Annotated in this window: 14 protein-coding genes; 11 read left to right on the top strand and 3 right to left on the bottom strand. The window is 60.1% G+C overall.

Annotated features, from left to right (window positions below; translation table 11 throughout):
- Positions 1–178 precede the first annotated feature (178 nt).
- From ACA060_RS02115 to selO, 4 genes are all read left to right on the top strand, one after another.
- Positions 179–1,804 carry a methyl-accepting chemotaxis protein gene (locus ACA060_RS02115; protein WP_497307309.1) on the top strand — a complete coding sequence of 542 codons (1,626 nt, stop codon included), beginning with the start codon at positions 179–181 and terminating at the stop codon, positions 1,802–1,804.
- 295 nt (positions 1,805–2,099) lie between these two features.
- Complete coding sequence (locus ACA060_RS02110) at positions 2,100–3,842, top strand: potassium/proton antiporter (RefSeq protein WP_109627637.1); 1,743 nt, start codon at positions 2,100–2,102, stop codon at positions 3,840–3,842.
- A 34-nt stretch (positions 3,843–3,876) separates the two neighbouring features.
- The gene (gene mscK / locus ACA060_RS02105; protein WP_497315108.1) at positions 3,877–7,227 is read left to right on the top strand and encodes a mechanosensitive channel MscK; all 3,351 of its coding nucleotides are present in this window, start codon (positions 3,877–3,879) and stop codon (positions 7,225–7,227) included.
- A 48-nt stretch (positions 7,228–7,275) separates the two neighbouring features.
- Complete coding sequence (gene selO, locus ACA060_RS02100) at positions 7,276–8,739, top strand: protein adenylyltransferase SelO (protein ID WP_497315106.1); 1,464 nt, start codon at positions 7,276–7,278, stop codon at positions 8,737–8,739.
- A gap of 6 nt (positions 8,740–8,745) precedes the next feature.
- Here the strand turns inward: selO and mazF are convergent, their stop codons facing one another.
- A complete protein-coding gene (gene mazF, locus ACA060_RS02095) occupies positions 8,746–9,108 on the bottom strand; it encodes a type II toxin-antitoxin system toxin MazF (protein ID WP_109627634.1) in 363 nt (120 codons plus the stop codon).
- Positions 9,108–9,377, bottom strand: coding sequence for a type II toxin-antitoxin system antitoxin MazE (mazE, locus tag ACA060_RS02090; protein WP_109627633.1), 270 nt, complete (start codon positions 9,375–9,377; stop codon positions 9,108–9,110). Before mazE ends, mazF begins: the two co-directional genes overlap by 1 nt.
- Positions 9,378–9,649: 272 nt before the next feature.
- Between mazE and trxC the strand changes: the two genes are divergently transcribed.
- On the top strand, positions 9,650–10,084 hold the full coding sequence (trxC, locus tag ACA060_RS02085; RefSeq protein ID WP_497315104.1) for a thioredoxin TrxC: 435 nt from the start codon (positions 9,650–9,652) through the stop codon (positions 10,082–10,084).
- Positions 10,085–10,214: 130 nt separating this feature from the next.
- Here trxC and ACA060_RS02080 read toward each other — a convergent pair whose 3' ends face one another.
- Positions 10,215–10,985, bottom strand: a complete 771-nt coding sequence (locus ACA060_RS02080) for a ParA family protein (protein ID WP_403103163.1) — start codon at positions 10,983–10,985, stop codon at positions 10,215–10,217.
- Positions 10,986–11,346: 361 nt separating this feature from the next.
- On the opposite strand from ACA060_RS02080, the gene ACA060_RS02075 reads away from it, so the two are divergent.
- Genes ACA060_RS02075 through ACA060_RS02050 form a run of 6 tightly spaced genes read left to right on the top strand, consistent with a single transcriptional unit; the run spans position 11,347 to position 15,577 of the window.
- On the top strand, positions 11,347–12,066 hold the full coding sequence (locus tag ACA060_RS02075) for a beta-ketoacyl synthase chain length factor (protein WP_497315102.1): 720 nt from the start codon (positions 11,347–11,349) through the stop codon (positions 12,064–12,066).
- Positions 12,042–12,851 (top strand): lysophospholipid acyltransferase family protein, encoded by an 810-nt coding sequence (locus tag ACA060_RS02070; RefSeq protein WP_109627629.1) that lies wholly within the window; start codon positions 12,042–12,044, stop codon positions 12,849–12,851. Before ACA060_RS02075 ends, ACA060_RS02070 begins: the two co-directional genes overlap by 25 nt.
- A complete protein-coding gene (locus tag ACA060_RS02065; protein WP_008149626.1) occupies positions 12,832–13,092 on the top strand; it encodes a phosphopantetheine-binding protein in 261 nt (86 codons plus the stop codon). The genes ACA060_RS02070 and ACA060_RS02065 overlap by 20 nt, the downstream gene beginning before the upstream one ends.
- 9 nt (positions 13,093–13,101) lie before the next feature.
- The gene (locus ACA060_RS02060) at positions 13,102–13,356 is read left to right on the top strand and encodes an acyl carrier protein (protein WP_007992314.1); all 255 of its coding nucleotides are present in this window, start codon (positions 13,102–13,104) and stop codon (positions 13,354–13,356) included.
- Positions 13,353–13,898 (top strand): COG4648 family protein, encoded by a 546-nt coding sequence (locus ACA060_RS02055; RefSeq protein ID WP_497315100.1) that lies wholly within the window; start codon positions 13,353–13,355, stop codon positions 13,896–13,898. Before ACA060_RS02060 ends, ACA060_RS02055 begins: the two co-directional genes overlap by 4 nt.
- Entirely contained in the window at positions 13,895–15,577 is a 1,683-nt protein-coding gene (locus tag ACA060_RS02050) for an ApeI family dehydratase (RefSeq protein ID WP_497315098.1), read from the top strand. Before ACA060_RS02055 ends, ACA060_RS02050 begins: the two co-directional genes overlap by 4 nt.
- Positions 15,578–15,669 lie beyond the last annotated feature (92 nt).

Below are 15,669 nucleotides of genomic sequence, written 5' to 3'. Positions count from 1 at the left end.
GGCGACCTTCCTCGCGAGCTTTAAAGACTGTGATTGGCGGATCTGGTTCCTGCACTTCGTCGCCGGGGCCTGTCTGCGACAAAAACGCGCAGGCCCTCAAGACTTTAGTCGTATGACCGATAAGTCACTCACACGTCAGCTTCAGCGCCGCACGGGTGCGCTCACTTTGGTAAACAGCATGTCCCTTCGTAATATGAATATCGCACCGCGGGCGTTCCTCGGTTTCGCCCTGATTGGCGGTTTGATGCTGGTTTTGGGGGTGTTTGCCTTGAACCAGATGAGCAAGATTCGAGGCGCCGGCGAGAACATCGTCGAGAGCAGCGTGCCGAGCATCAAAGCGCTGGATGAGTTCACCCAACTGACCCTGCGCCTTCGGGTTCTGTCCTATCGCTTGTTGACCAACCGCGAACCCGACGTGCAGCAAAAAACCATCGAGCTGTTCGACCAGCGCAACCAGCAGATCCGCGCCGCACAGACAGAGTATGAAAAATTCATCAGCAGCCCTGACGAGCGTGCGGCTTACGACCAATACGTGCAGTTGCTTGGCCAGTACCGTCAGCTTGAAGACCGGATGAAGAGTCTGTCGCGCAACAACCAGGTGGAAGAACTGCGCACCTTGCTCAACACCGATCTGTTGAACAACTCTGAAGCCGTCAACGCCGTGCTCAACCGCCTGATGCTGATCAACAACCAACAGGCGGTCGACCTTAATCAGCAAGCAACGGATCAGTATTCCTCGGCGTTCACCCTGGTCGTCACCCTGCTGGTGATCGCCACCGGCCTGACACTGCTGTTCGCCTGGCTCCTGACCAACAGCATTACCAAGCCGATAGCCAACGCCTTGAGCGCGGCCGAAGAAATCGCCGAGGGCAACCTGACCCGCCCGATTCATGTCGATGGCGAAGATGAAGCCGGCCGCTTGCTGCTGGCCATGTCGAAGATGCAGGAAAAGCTGCGTGACACCCTGCAGCGGATTTCCGGCTCAGCCACGCAACTGGCGTCCGCCGCTGAAGAACTCAACAGTGTCACCGACGAAAGCGCTCGTGGCCTGACCCAGCAGAACAACGAAATCGAACAAGCCGCCACCGCCGTCAATGAAATGACCAGCGCCGTGGAAGAGGTCGCACGCAACGCCGTGAGCACGTCCGAAGCCTCGAAGAACGCCACCACCTCGGCCGGCGACGGTCGTGACCTGGTGCAGGAAACCGTCAGCGCCATCGAACGCATGAGCGCCGATGTGCAGAGCACCGCGACCCTGATTGGCGACCTGGCCAACGAGTCCCGTGACATCGGTAAAGTGCTGGACGTGATTCGCGGTCTGGCTGACCAGACCAACTTGCTGGCATTGAACGCAGCCATTGAAGCCGCGCGTGCTGGTGAAGCCGGACGTGGCTTCGCGGTGGTGGCGGATGAGGTACGTGCACTGGCGCATCGCACTCAGCAGTCGACCAGCGAGATCGAACGCATGATCGGCAGCATCCAGAGCGGCACCGAACACGCGGTGGACTCGATGCGCAACAGCACCGAACGTGCTGAGTCGACCTTGAACATTGCCCGCGGTGCAGGTCTTTCGCTGGACACCATCAACAGCGCCATTGTCGAGATCAACGAGCGCAACCTGGTAATCGCCAGCGCGGCTGAAGAACAGGCGCAGGTCGCCCGTGAAGTCGATCGCAACCTGGTGAACATCCGTGATTTGTCGGTGCAATCGGCGACCGGGGCGAATCAGACAAGTGCGGCGAGCAATGAATTGTCGCGATTGGCACTGGACCTGAACAACATGGTTGGGCGGTTCAGCCTGTAAGCAGCGACACTTTCTCTGTGGCTAAGGGATTTATCTGTGGTCAGGGGATTTATCCCCGTTCGGCGGCGAAGCCGTCGCAAGATCTGTTTGCGGTGTGTGCCTGAAAGAACGCAGGGGCCGCTCCGCAGCCCAACGGGGATAAATCCCCTCGCCACAGGATCAAGCTCAATCCGGGTGACGTTGTCGCGGCTGCAAAAGCTTTTTGACAGCATCACATTTCAACAGGTTAGAATCGCTGGCACGCAGACTGCATGGTCAGTTTGTGCCCGCCTTTCAGCTTTCTGGAGTACTGCCTTTGAATGCGACGACCATCAACAGCCTGTTCTTGATCGGCGCGTTGCTGGTAGGTGCAAGCATTCTGGTGAGTTCCCTTTCATCGCGCCTTGGTATCCCGATTCTGGTGATCATCCTCGCGGTGGGCATGTCGGCCGGTGTCGATGGCGCCGGCATTATTTTCGATAACTACCCAACAGCTTATCTGGTCGGCAACCTCGCGCTGGCAGTCATCCTGCTCGACGGCGGGTTGCGCACCCGGGTTTCCAGCTTCCGCGTGGCGTTATGGCCAGCGCTGTCGCTCGCGACGGTCGGGGTGTTGATCACCACGGGGATGACCGGCATGGCCGCCGCGTGGCTATTCGATCTGAACCTGATTCAGGGCCTGCTGATCGGCGCTATCGTCGGCTCCACCGACGCCGCGGCGGTGTTCTCGCTGCTCGGCGGCAAAGGACTGAACGAACGGGTCACCGCCAGCCTTGAAATCGAGTCCGGCAGCAACGACCCGATGGCGGTGTTCCTCACCGTCACCCTGATCGACATGCTCGCCAGCGGCCAGACCGGCCTCCATTGGAGCCTGCTCGCCCACTTCGTGCGTGAGTTCGGCATCGGTGCCGTCATCGGCCTTGGCGGTGGCTGGGTCATGCTGCAATTGGTCAACCGGATCCACCTGGCCAACGGCCTCTATCCGATTCTGGTGATTGCCGGCGGCCTGGTCGTGTTCGCCCTGACCAACGCCCTGCATGGTAGCGGCTTCCTGGCGGTTTACCTGTGCGGCCTGGTGATCGGCAACCGCCCGGTGCGCAGCCGCCACGGCATTCTGCACATGCTCGACGGCATGGCCTGGCTTGCGCAGATCGGCATGTTCCTGGTGCTGGGGCTGCTGGTCACGCCGCATGATCTGCTGCCGATCGCCCTGCCCGCTCTGGGCCTGGCGCTGTGGATGATTCTGTTCGCTCGGCCGCTGTCGGTGCTGGTCGGTCTGCTGCCGTTCAAAGCGTTCCACGGCCGCGAAAAGGCGTTTATCTCCTGGGTCGGATTACGCGGCGCGGTCCCGATCATTCTGGCGGTGTTCCCGCTGATGGCCGGCCTGCCGAATGCCCAGCTCTACTTCAACCTCGCCTTCTTTATCGTGCTGGTGTCACTGCTGGTGCAGGGCACAAGCCTGCCCTGGGTGGCGAAGCTTTTGAAAGTGACCGTTCCGCCGGAACCGGCGCCGATCTCGCGCGCAGCCCTTGAGGTGCATGTCACCAGCGAGTGGGAGCTGTTCGTTTATCGCCTCGGTGCCGAGAAATGGTGCATCGGTTCGCCCCTTCGCGAGCTGAAAATGCCCGAAGGCACACGTATTGCAGCGCTGTTTCGTGGCCAACAACTGCTCCATCCGTCGGGTAGTACGGTGCTCGAAGTCGATGATTTGCTGTGTGTTATCGGCCATGAACACAACCTTCCAGCCCTCGGAAAACTCTTCAGCCAGGCACCGCAACGCGGCCTCGATCTGCGCTTCTTCGGCGACTTCGTACTCGAAGGAGACGCCCAGCTGGCAGCGGTTGCGGCGCTGTACGGGTTGAAAGTCGAAGGCATCGATCCGGACATGTCCCTGGGCCGTTTCATTGCCCAGAAAGTCGGCGGTGCTCCCGTCGTCGGCGACCAGGTGGAGTGGAACAACACCATCTGGACCGTCGCGGTCATGGAGGGGAACAAGATCGGCAAAGTGGGCGTCAGATTCCCCGAAGGAAGTCGCCCGGGTCCGGGCTTGTTCCTCTAAACTCCACACTTCGTCTCGTTTTCGATCGGTCTCTATGTCTACCCTGCGCACTTTTTTCATCATGGCCCTGCTGGGCTTGAGTCTTTCTGTCGGTACATTGCAAGCGGCCGAACCGCCGACCAGCGAAGCCGTGCAGGCGAATCTGGACAAGATCGCCGATCGCAAACTGCCGGAAGCGGATCAGAAAGCCCTGCAATCCGTCCTGCAAAGCACGCTGACCCAGCTCGGCAACCAGCGTGATTACGAGCAAAAGCTGGTCGCTCTCAAGCAGCAGCTCGCCACCGCGCCCAAGCAGAACATCGAAAACCAGCGTGAGCTGACCAAGCTCAAAGCCACCAGAATGCCGCCGGTGCCGCAACGCTACGCCAACCAGTCGATCCAGCAGCTCGAGCAAATGCTCACCGAGCGCTCGACCCAGCAAAGCGACCTGCAGAAGGCGCTGGCCGACGCCAACAGTCTGGTGATCACCGCCCAGACCCGCCCCGAGCGCGCACAGGCCGAAATTTCCGCCAGCCAGACGCGTATTCAACAGATCAACAACATACTCAAAGCCGGCAAGGACGCCGGCAAGACTTTGAGCGGTGAACAGCGTGACCTCCTGAATGCCGAACTCGCGGCACTGAATGCGCTGATTCCGCTGCGTCGCCAGGAACTGGCCGGCAACAACCAGTTGCAGGATCTGGGTAACAGCCAGCACGACTTGCTGACCGAAAAATCCGATCGCCTGGATCAGGAAATCCAGGAGCTGCAAACCCTGATCAACCAGAAACGCCTGGCCCAGTCCCAGGAGACGGTGACGCAACAGTCCATCGAAGCGCAGAAATCCGGCGGCAGCGCGCTGCTGGCCACCGAAAGTTCGGCCAACCTGAAGCTCTCGGACTACCTGCTCAAAAGCACTGACCGCCTCAATGAGGTCACCCAGCAGAACCTGCAGACCAAACAGCAGCTGGACAACGTGACCCAAAGCGATTCGGCACTGGACGAACAAATCAACGTACTAAAGGGCAGCCTGCTGCTCTCCAAGATTCTCTATAAGCAGAAACAGGCCCTGCCACGTCTCAAGCTCGACCGCGACCTGGCCGACCAGATCGCCGATATTCGCCTGTACCAGTTTGAAGTGAGCCAGCAGCGGGAATTGCTCAGCAACCCCGCGACCTATGTCGACAACCTGCTGTCCACCCAGCCGCCGGAGCAAGTTACCCCGCAGCTGCGAAAAAGCCTGCTGGAGCTGGCCACCACCCGCGCAGACCTGCTGGAACGCCTGAACCGCGAACTGAGTGCGGTGCTCAACGAATCCATCACCCTGCAACTCAATCAGAAACAGCTGCTCAGTACCGCGCAAAGCCTGCGGGCGACCCTCGATGAGCAGATGTTCTGGATTCCCAGCAACAAGCCGCTGGACCTGGAATGGATGCGCGCCGTGCCGGAGCGTCTGGAACGTCAGGTCACTACGCTGCCGTGGGCTTCCAGCCTGAGCGAATTGAGTGATGGCCTGATACAGCGACCGCTGCTGTTCCTGCCCCTGGTGTTGCTGATCGGTGCCCTGCTGTGGCGACGTAAAAGTCTGTATGCCCGACTGAGCAAAGTTCACCAGGACATCGGCCACTTCAAGCGCGACAGCCAGTGGCACACGCCTCAGGCCATCCTGATCAATATTCTGTTGGCAATGCCGGTCTCGCTGGGCCTGGCCTTGTGCGGCCTGGCGTTGCAGATCGACGCCCGCGGGCAGAACGCCAACATGGGCGCGGCGCTGCTGCAAATGGCCCAGGCCTGGCTGGTGTTCTACACCGCTTACCGGATCCTCGCACCGGGCGGCGTCGCTGAACTGCATTTCCGCTGGGAAAAACCCCAGGTCGAGTTCCTGCAGGGCTGGGTCCGCCGACTCGGCTTGGTGGTGATGGCATTGGTTGCCGTGGTAGCGGTTGCCGAACTGCAACCCTCGACGCTGGCGGATGACGTGCTCGGCATGCCCGTGGTGCTGATCTGTTACGCCTTGATGGCCTGGCTGCTCAGCCGCCTTCTGATCGCCAGCCCGACGCACCAGAACGCGTCGCTGTTCCGCAAAGCGGTCGGGGTCCTGTTCACCGTCCTGCCCGTCGCGTTATTTGTGGCAGTGTGCTTCGGCTACTACTACACCGCGCTGAAACTCAGTGACCGGCTGATCAACACCCTTTACCTGCTGATGTTCTGGCTGGTGATTGAAGCCACTTTCGTTCGCGGCCTCAGCGTTGCAGCACGACGCCTGGCCTACCAGCGCGCCCTGGCCAAACGTCAGGCCGCCAAGGAGGCTGGCGACGGCGAAGCGGTGATCGAAGAGCCGACGCTGGACATCGAGAAGGTCAACGAACAGTCCCTGCGCCTGATCCGCCTGGCACTGCTTGGCGGTTTCATTGCGGCGCTGTACTGGGTCTGGTCCGATTTGATCTCGGTGTTCTCGTACCTCGACAACATCACCCTGTACGAATACACCAGCGGTACCGGCGCCAACATGAGCATGGTGCCGATCAGCATCGGCGACATGCTCGGCGCGCTGATCATCATCGGTATCACCTTCGCCCTCGCGCGCAACTTGCCAGGCTTGCTGGAAGTGTTGGTGCTGTCCAAGTTGAATCTTGCACAAGGCAGTGCTTATGCCACGACCACGTTGCTGTCCTACGTGATCGCCGGCATCGGCTTCGTCTCGACCCTGTCGACCCTCGGCGTGAGCTGGGACAAGTTGCAATGGCTGGTGGCGGCGCTGTCGGTGGGGCTCGGTTTCGGGATGCAGGAGATTTTCGCGAACTTCATCTCGGGCATCATGATCCTGTTCGAGCGTCCGGTGCGGATCGGCGACACCATCACCATCGGCAACCTGTCGGGCACGGTCAGCAAGATCCGCATCCGCGCCACGACCATCACCGACTTCGACCGCAAGGACATCATTGTCCCGAACAAGACGTTCATCACCGGGCAACTGATCAACTGGTCTCTGACCGACACCATCACCCGGGTGACCCTCAAGCTCGGCGTCGACTACGGTTCGGACCTGGACCTGGTGAAAGAGCTGCTGCTCAAAGCCGCGCGCGACAACCCACGTGTCCTGAAAGACCCGGAACCCCACGTGTACTTCCTGAACTTCGGCGAAAGCACCCTCGACCACGAGTTGCGCATGCACGTGCGCGACCTCGGTGACCGTAACCCGGTGCTGGACGAGGTCAACCGCTTCATCAATCGCGAGTTCAAGAAGCAGCACATCAACATCTCGTTCCGGCAGATGGAGGTCTATCTCAAGAACCTTCACGGCCAGGAATACAAAATGGTGCCGATCGAACCGGAAACCAAAACCATCGTGCCGCTGGTGGATGGCAAGTCGCCCCTTGAGCCACCGCCCGCCAAGCTCGACTAACGGCCTTATCCCTAGCAGAATACTCGGACATTCTGCTGGAGATGGCCGTTGAAAGCCCTCGACGAACTGACCTTCGATAATCGCTTCGCCCGCCTTGGCGATACGTTTTCCGCCCATGTGCTGCCCGAGCCCATCGACAACCCGCGTCTGGTGGTGGCCAGCCCTGCGGCCATGGAGCTGCTGGATCTCGATCCCGCAGTAGCGGACACCCCGGAGTTTGCCGAGCTGTTCAGCGGCCACAAGCTCTGGGCCGACGCAGTGCCTCGGGCGATGGTCTATTCCGGCCATCAGTTCGGTTCCTACAACCCACAGCTGGGTGATGGTCGCGGCCTGTTGCTGGGCGAGGTCTACAACGAGGCCGGCGAACACTGGGACCTGCACCTCAAAGGCGCCGGTCAGACGCCTTTTTCGCGAATGGGCGATGGACGCGCGGTATTGCGCTCCTCGATCCGCGAGTTTCTCGCCTCCGAAGCGCTGAATGCCCTGAACATCCCGACCACCCGCGCTCTGTGCGTAATCGGCTCCGACACCCCGGTGTGGCGCGAGAAGCAGGAACGCGCAGCGATGGTTCTGCGCTTGGCGCCGAGCCATGTGCGCTTCGGGCATTTCGAGTATTTCTACTACACCAAACGTCCGGAGAAGCAGAAAGAACTCGGCGAACACGTGCTGGCCATGCATTTCCCCGAATGCCTGGAACAGCCGGAGCCGTATCTGGCGATGTTCCGCGAAATCGTCGAGCGCAATGCCGAGCTGATCGCCAAATGGCAGGCTTACGGCTTTTGCCATGGTGTGATGAACACCGACAACATGTCGATCCTCGGCATCACCTTCGATTTCGGCCCGTTCGCCTTCCTCGACGACTTCGACGCCCATTTCATCTGCAACCACTCGGATGACCAAGGCCGCTATTCCTTCAGCAACCAGGTGCCGATCGGCCAGTGGAACCTAAGCGCCCTCGCTCAGGCCCTGACGCCGTTCATCAGCGTCGACGCCCTGCGCGAAACCCTCGGCCTGTACTTGCCGTTGTACCAAGCCCATTACCTGGACCTGATGCGCCGTCGCCTCGGACTCACCACGGCCGAAGACGATGACCAGAAACTGCTGGAGCAGCTGCTGCAACTGATGCAGAACAGCGGCGTCGATTACACGCTGTTCTTCCGCCGTTTAGGGGATGAATCACCCGAATTGGCCGTCGCCCGTTTGCGCGATGACTTCGTCGACATCAAGGGCTTCGATGCCTGGGCTGAGTTGTATGTCGCCCGGGTTGGCCGTGAAGGCGAGGTTGATCAGGAACAGCGGCGCAAGCGGATGCACGTGGTCAATCCGCTGTACATCCTGCGCAACTACCTGGCGCAGAAGGCGATCGATGCAGCGGAGAGCGGCGATTATTCAGAGGTTCGGCGACTGCATGCGGTATTGAGCAATCCATTCGACGAGCAAGCGGGGATGGAAAGCTACGCCGAGCGGCCGCCGGAGTGGGGCAAGCATTTGGAGATCAGTTGTTCGTCGTGAGGTTGGTCAGTCAAGCGGATCAATGGCACTGACGACGCGAGCAACGATGTCTGCCATCGTAACGTCATCAAGTCGCTCAATGAACTTGGCTGAGCCGTCGCGCACACGCTGCTCTATATCAAAACTACGAACCTGATTACAAACTGCGACACCATTCGTTTCGTGGCCGGAGACGATGACCGCCAAGCCGGTGTTTCGACTGAAGCTGCCGCCACTGGTCACCGGCACAGTCATGCTGACACCCAAGGCGTTGATTTCCCTTGGCGTAATTACCACGAATCGATGCCGATTCATCATTTCGCGTCCCGCAACCGGGTTCGGATCAATCCAGTAAACATCCCCCCGCTGTGGGGCCTGACGCCGAACCATCAACCCAACTCCCGGCCAACTGGATCGCCTTCACGTGCAAACGCCGTCTGCGCATTCAACTCGGCTACTTCTTCGGAACCTTCAAGCAACTCTGCAAGGCTATAGCGCTTGCGAGAAGGCCGTACAACCGGGCGGGCAATCAACTCACCATCGACCACATTCAGTTCCAGTTGTGCTCCTACTTCCAGGTGCAGGAGCTTCAGCAGCGTTGGCGGGAGAGTAATCACTGCAGCGCCACCTTGACGGCGGATTTTGGAAGTCACGGACACGGGATAACTCCTATCCGACAATTGAGAGATATCGACTTCTCGATAAGTGCAACAAAAGTAGCACGAGCTTAAAGGCAAAGCGAACTCCTCATAAAGAGATTAGAAAACGGTGAAGTTGCTTCCAGCGTAGCCACCGATCCCGCCCCGAAACTCCCGAGTATGTGAGCATTTACGACAATCACTGCGCCTGCCCCCGTCTTTTGCTGGCTTGATAAATGAAGCTTGCGACTCCAAATCAGCTTTAGACTGCCCAAACATTCAGAGCCTCGACCATGACCGACCCACTCCTCATCCCCTGCCCCCACTGCAACGGCCTCAACCGCATCCCCGCCGAACGCCTCAACGATCACCCAAAATGCGGTCGCTGCAAGGCCGAGGTCTTGCTGAACAAGCCGTTCGAATTGAAACAAGGCGATTACGCCAGCCAGATCAAAGGCGATCTGCCGTTGCTGGTGGACGTGTGGGCGGAGTGGTGTGGGCCGTGCAAGTCGTTTACGCCGGTGTTCGAGCAGGCAGCGGGGCAACTGTCGGGGAAATGTCGGCTGGCGAAACTGGACAGTGAGGCGAACCAGCAATTGTCGGCGCAGTTGGGTATTCGCTCGATTCCGAGCCTGATTCTGTTCAAGAACGGCCGGGAAGTGGCGCGTCAGAGCGGGGCGTTTCCGTTACCGCAGTTGATGAGCTGGTTGCGTAGCCAGGGGATCTAAAACCACCGCGATTTAATGTGGGAGCGGGCTTGCTCGCGAAGGCGGAGTGTCAGTCGATATCAATGTTGACTGACACTCCGCCTTCGCGAGCAAGCCCGCTCCCACATTGGGTTAGGCGACGTCGACAGATTCAGGCGTTTTCGAGCAGGTTATGCAGTTCGACAAACTGCTGCGTCAGCTTGTGCCGTGGGTCGAGGTGAATCAGCGGCGTATTGGCCTGATGGGATTCGCGCATCCGCACCGAACTGGTCAGGTACACCGGCAGCACCGGCAACCCTTCGGCGATCAGCTCGTCGAGAATCTGCTGCGGCAGGCTGGCACGGGCCTGGAACTGATTGACCACGATGCCTTCGACTTCCAGGCCTTCGTTGTGGTCGTCCTTCAATTCTTCGATTTCCGCCAGCAGCCCGTACAGTGCCTGGCGCGAGAAGCTGTCGCAGTCGAACGGGATCAGCACCCGGTCAGCGGCAATCAATGCCGATACCGCATAGAAGTTCAGCGCAGGCGGGGTATCAAGGTAGATGCGATCGTAATCTTCCCCCAGCTCCTCAAGCAATTTGCGCAGCTTGTTGATCTTGTGTTTAGCCTCAAGCTTGGGCTGCAGATCGGCCAACTCGGCGGTCGCGGTGATGACGTGGAGGTTTTCGAACGGCGTTTCGTAGATATCGACCTGGTTCTTCTTCGAGAACGGTCCTGAGGACAGGGTTTGCTTGAAGAAGTCGGCGATGCCCATCGGGATGTCATCCCCGGTGAGTCCCGTCAGGTACTGAGTGGAGTTGGCCTGGGCATCGAGATCCACCAACAGGGTGCGATACCCCTCGCTGGCGCTGACCGCCGCCAGATTGCAGGCAATGCTGGATTTGCCCACGCCACCTTTCTGATTGAACACCACGCGCCGCATGTGAAAAACCTCCGTGTATCAAAGAATGATCGAGTGTAGTAGTCCATGGCGCTGCTTAGCTACCTCGTCGGCACGGGGACTACACAGTCAGCGGCAATCTCCCAATAAAAAAACCGCCAACTCTGCCATCGATCGCCGACAGAGCCGACGGACTTGCTCAGCACGATGTGGATAATGGCCAAACGACAGCTTTTCGCGGACTAATCAGTTCATTTGACTGCGCAAAACGTAACCATCATTTGCTACACGCCCGTCGCAACGGGATAATGCGCGCCACTCGGCGCCAAGCGCCACGTAAGGTCGTCGCGTTTTTCTGCGACTCGCCGCGTCAGAATAGCCCGCAGGGGCGGGATGAAAGCCTGTGATCAATTTCAACATCGCCCAATGGCGCGCGTGGGCCCCTGGGCTCGAAAGCGTGGACGATTGGCAGGCCTGGAGCCGACAACCGGTCGTGCTTCAGAGCAGCGATGCCGCCCCCGACGTGTCTTTTTTGCCGGCCATGCAGCGCCGGCGGCTCAGCCGTCTGGCGCGGATGGCATTCAGCGTCGGTTGGCCCCTGGCCGATGGTCGCCAGGACCTACCGTTGGTCTTTATTTCCCGTCATGGCGAAACGCCCCGCACCTTCGACATCCTGCGCGATCTGGCAGCCGAACAACCGTTGTCACCGACGCAATTCAGCTTGTCGGTGCACAACGCGGTGATTGGCCTGTGGTCGATCATGCGTGGCGAAACCAGTGAGATGACTGCCCTTGCCGCCGCCGGAGACGGCCTTGAACACGGCATGCTAGAGGCCGCGGCGCTGCTTGCCGAAGGCGCGCCTGCGGTACTGCTGATCGTCACTGAAGAAAAACCGCCCCAGGCCTACTCGGCCTGGATCGACGACGTGCCGTTCCCGTATGCCGTCGGTCTGTTGCTGACACCGGGTACCGACTGGCAGCTGTCCCTGAACAGCACTTCGGATGCGTTGTCCAAAGCCCACTGGCCCCATGCCCTGAATCTATTGCGTACCCTGCTCGGCCAGCAGACCACCTGCCAACATGCCTGGAAAAATCGTGTATGGACCTGGCAACGCAACCTGTAAGCGAAAAAAACCGCGACGCCTATTACTGGCGTTTGCTGGCGACCGCTGCGAGCTTCACTCTGTTCGGGTTAGGCGGGCTGTGCCTGCGCCTGGTGGTTTTCCCGTTGCTGAGTTGCCTGCCCGGCGATGCCCAGACTCATCGGCTGCGGGCACGTAGAACCGTCAGTCGCTGCTTTTGGTTTTTTGTCCGGTTCATGGCCCGTACCGGCGTGCTGACCTACGACATCCAGGGCGCGGAGAAGCTTGGTCGCCCGGGCCAGATGATCATGGCCAATCACCCGTCGCTGATCGATGTGGTGTTTCTGATCGGACTGGTGCGTCACAGCAACTGCGTGGTCAAGAAAAGCCTCTGGGAGAACCCGTTCACCCGCGGCCCGCTACGCCGCACCGATTACATCAGCAACGACGGCAGCATGGACATGCTCGACGCTGCGGCCGACGCACTGAAAAGCGGTCAGACGCTGATCATCTTTCCCGAAGGTACTCGCACCCAGCCAGGCGAACCGCCGGCCTTTCATCGGGGGGGTGCATCGATTGCCCTGCGGGGTGCGAAAATCCTGACCCCGGTGATCATCAAGGTCAGCCCGACCACATTGACCAAGGCCGAACCCTGGTATCGCATCCCGAAACGTCGCGTGCACTTCAGTTTTCGTGTGGGAGCCGATATAGACCCACAAGCCTTTGCCGCGTGTGGCCCTGCGCCTCAGGCTTCGCGCAAGCTCAACGATTATTTGCATTCTTACTTTATTAAGGAGCTCGCCGAAGATGAGCGATCTACACCGTGAAATCAAAGAACTGATCATCGACGCCCTCGGCCTCGAAGACATCAGCGCACAAGACATCGGCGATGACCAGACGCTGTTCGGCGAAGGCCTGGGCCTGGACTCGGTAGACGCCCTGGAACTCGGCCTGGCGATCCAGAAAAAGTACGGCATCAAAATCGACGCCGACGCCAAAGACACCCGTAATCACTTTAGTAACGTGGCGAGCCTTGCGGCGTTCGTCACCGCAAAACAGGCAGCTTGAGACCGGACCATGCAAACTCGTGATGACATTTTCAACACCCTGCGCGATGCCTTGGTCGAACTCTTCGAGCTGGACCCTGAGCGCGTGAGCCTCGAATCCAATCTGTATCAGGACCTGGAAATCGACAGCATCGACGCCGTCGACCTGATTGATCACATCAAGCGTCAGACCGGCAAGAAAATCGCCGCCGAAGAATTCAAATCGGTGCGTACCGTCAGCGACGTGGTCGAGGCGGTCTACCGTCTGGTTCAACCGGCCGCATGAGTCGACTGATCGGCCTTGGCCTGCTGCTGGCGGGCCTGTTGTACCCCTTCGCGGTGTATTTCGGCATGGAACACTTTGCTCCGTGGCAGTTCGGTCTGCTGCTGGGCAGCCTGTGGCTGGCGCGGGCGCTGCTGGGTGCGCGTCGCCCCGGCAACCTGTGGATGGCGATCACCGCGATTGGCTTTTGCCTGTTGCTGGCGTTGTTCGACAGTCCGCTGTTGCTGCGTTGGTACCCGGTGCTGATCAGCGCTTTCATGCTTGGCCTGTTTGGCCTGAGCCTGAAAGTCGGGCCGCCGATGGTGGAACGCCTGGCGCGCCTGCGGGAACCGCACTTGCCGGCCAAGGCGATTGTCTACACCCGCCAGGTGACCATCGTCTGGTGTGTGTTTTTCCTCTGTAACGGTTTGCTCGCCGCCGCCCTGACCCTGTGGGCGCCGCTGAGTTGGTGGATGTTGTACACCGGCCTGATTTCCTATGGATTGATGGGCCTGCTGTTTGCCATTGAATGGCTCATACGACAACGGGTACGAGGCCACCCATGAATTGGATAACACTTGAGCAGCTGTTGCTCAAGGCTCAGCCGGAGCGTGCCGTGACGGCCGAACCGGCGTTGAATCACGCACAGCTGTGCGAACAGGCGCTAAGCCTGGCGGCCGGCCTGCAATCCCAAGGCGTGCAGCGCATCGCCGTGCACCTTGAAGACGCCGCTGACCTGGCGATTGCCCTGCTCGGCGCCTGGCGTGCCGGGGTCAGCGTGCTGCTGCCTGCCGACCTGCAACCACAGACTCGCCAACGCTGGTCGAGCGAAGTCGATCTGTGGCTGACCGATCAGGCCGATGATGCGCACCTTATCGATTATCGACAGGCGCCCCTGTCCCCCGCCAAACTGGATCTGGACACCTGCCAGCTGAGCCTGTGTACTTCCGGTTCCAGCGGCGAACCCAAGCGTATCGACAAGACTCTGCGCCAGCTCGCCAATGAAGTTCAGGCGCTGGAGCAGCTCTGGGGCGCCGACCTGGGCCAGGCGTGCATCATCGGCAGTGTCGCCACCCAGCACATCTACGGTTTGCTGTTTCGGGTGCTGTGGCCGCTGTGCGCCGGGCGCCCGTTCGTGCGCAAGCAACTGGCCTTTCCGGAAGACTTGCAGCGCGCCAGTCGCGAACACCCGACGTTTGCCTGGGTCGCCAGCCCGGCGCTGCTCAAGCGCATGGGCGACAACCTCGACTGGCCGGCCTTGAGTGCGGTTTGCCGAGTGTTTTCTTCCGGTGGCGCGCTACCGGCCGAGGCTGCGCAAAGTCTTCACGAGCGCCTGCAACAATGGCCGACGGAAATCCTCGGCAGCTCGGAAACCGGCGGCATCGCCTGGCGTCAGGGTCACGATCTCTGGCAACCGTTTGCTGAGGTTGAGCTGAGTCAGGACAGCGAGGGCGCGCTGCTGATCTCCTCGCCCTACTTGCCTGCCGGCCATATCGAACACACCGCCGATGCCGCCAGAATCGCTGCCGACGGCCGATTCGAACTGCTCGGACGGCTGGACCGGATCGTCAAACTGGAAGAAAAACGTATCTCGTTGCCGATGCTGGAAAAGGCGCTTATGGAGCATGACTGGGTCGCCGACGCGCGCCTCGGCGTGGTCCAGGAAAACCGCGCCTCACTGGGTGCACTGCTGGTGCTGACGGACGCGGGCCTGCATGCCTTGCGCAATCAAGGTCGGCGCACCCTGACGCAGGAATTGCGTCAGCACCTGAGCCAGCATTGCGAAGCCCTGGCCCTGCCACGACGCTGGCGAATGCTGCGGCAATTGCCCCTGAACGCTCAGGGCAAACTGCCGCAGGCCGACGTCGAGGCCTTGCTGCTGGCACCCCGCCCCAAGGTACCGGAAGTGCTGGAGCAGGTCGAAGTCGATGGCGAATGGAGCCTGCAACTGGCCGTGCCGCCGGACCTGGCCTACTTCAGCGGACACTTCCCGCAAACGCCGGTACTGCCCGGTGTGGTGCAGGTGGATTGGGCGCTGAGCCTCGGCCAGCAATTGATGAACCTGCCGGGCAAATTTGCCGGCATGGAAGTGCTGAAGTTCCAGCAACTGGTGCGCCCCGGCGATGAAGTCCAGTTGCACCTGCGCTTCGACCCGGAACGCAGCAAACTGTATTTCGCCTACCGCAATGAAACCGCGACCTGCTCAAGTGGGCGGATTTTGCTGGAGGCAATGCCCGATGCATAACCTGTGGCAATGGAGATCATTGTGGCGAGGGAGCTTGCTCCCGCTGGGCTGCGAAGCAGACCCAAAACCATCCGGCGTAGATTTCATGGCGA

This window comes from Pseudomonas sp. LBUM1671 (assembly GCF_059695685.1).
The sequence above is the reverse complement of the archived record's forward strand: the minus strand, read 5'-3'. Positions and strand labels throughout refer to the sequence as shown.

Bases quoted from the DNA above. Each gene is read 5' to 3' on its own strand.
- ACA060_RS02065 (WP_008149626.1), top strand. From the start codon at position 12,832: ATGAGCGATCTACACCGTGAAATCAAAGAACTGATCATCGACGCCCTC.
- ACA060_RS02050 (WP_497315098.1), top strand. From the start codon at position 13,895: ATGAATTGGATAACACTTGAGCAGCTGTTGCTCAAGGCTCAGCCGGAG.
- ACA060_RS02080 (WP_403103163.1), bottom strand. From the start codon at position 10,985: ATGCGGCGCGTGGTGTTCAATCAGAAAGGTGGCGTGGGCAAATCCAGC.
- mscK (WP_497315108.1), top strand. From the start codon at position 3,877: ATGTCTACCCTGCGCACTTTTTTCATCATGGCCCTGCTGGGCTTGAGT.
- ACA060_RS02055 (WP_497315100.1), top strand. From the start codon at position 13,353: ATGAGTCGACTGATCGGCCTTGGCCTGCTGCTGGCGGGCCTGTTGTAC.
- mazF (WP_109627634.1), bottom strand. From the start codon at position 9,108: ATGGTTCGGCGTCAGGCCCCACAGCGGGGGGATGTTTACTGGATTGAT.
- trxC (WP_497315104.1), top strand. From the start codon at position 9,650: ATGACCGACCCACTCCTCATCCCCTGCCCCCACTGCAACGGCCTCAAC.
- ACA060_RS02070 (WP_109627629.1), top strand. From the start codon at position 12,042: ATGGACCTGGCAACGCAACCTGTAAGCGAAAAAAACCGCGACGCCTAT.
- ACA060_RS02115 (WP_497307309.1), top strand. From the start codon at position 179: ATGTCCCTTCGTAATATGAATATCGCACCGCGGGCGTTCCTCGGTTTC.
- ACA060_RS02060 (WP_007992314.1), top strand. From the start codon at position 13,102: ATGCAAACTCGTGATGACATTTTCAACACCCTGCGCGATGCCTTGGTC.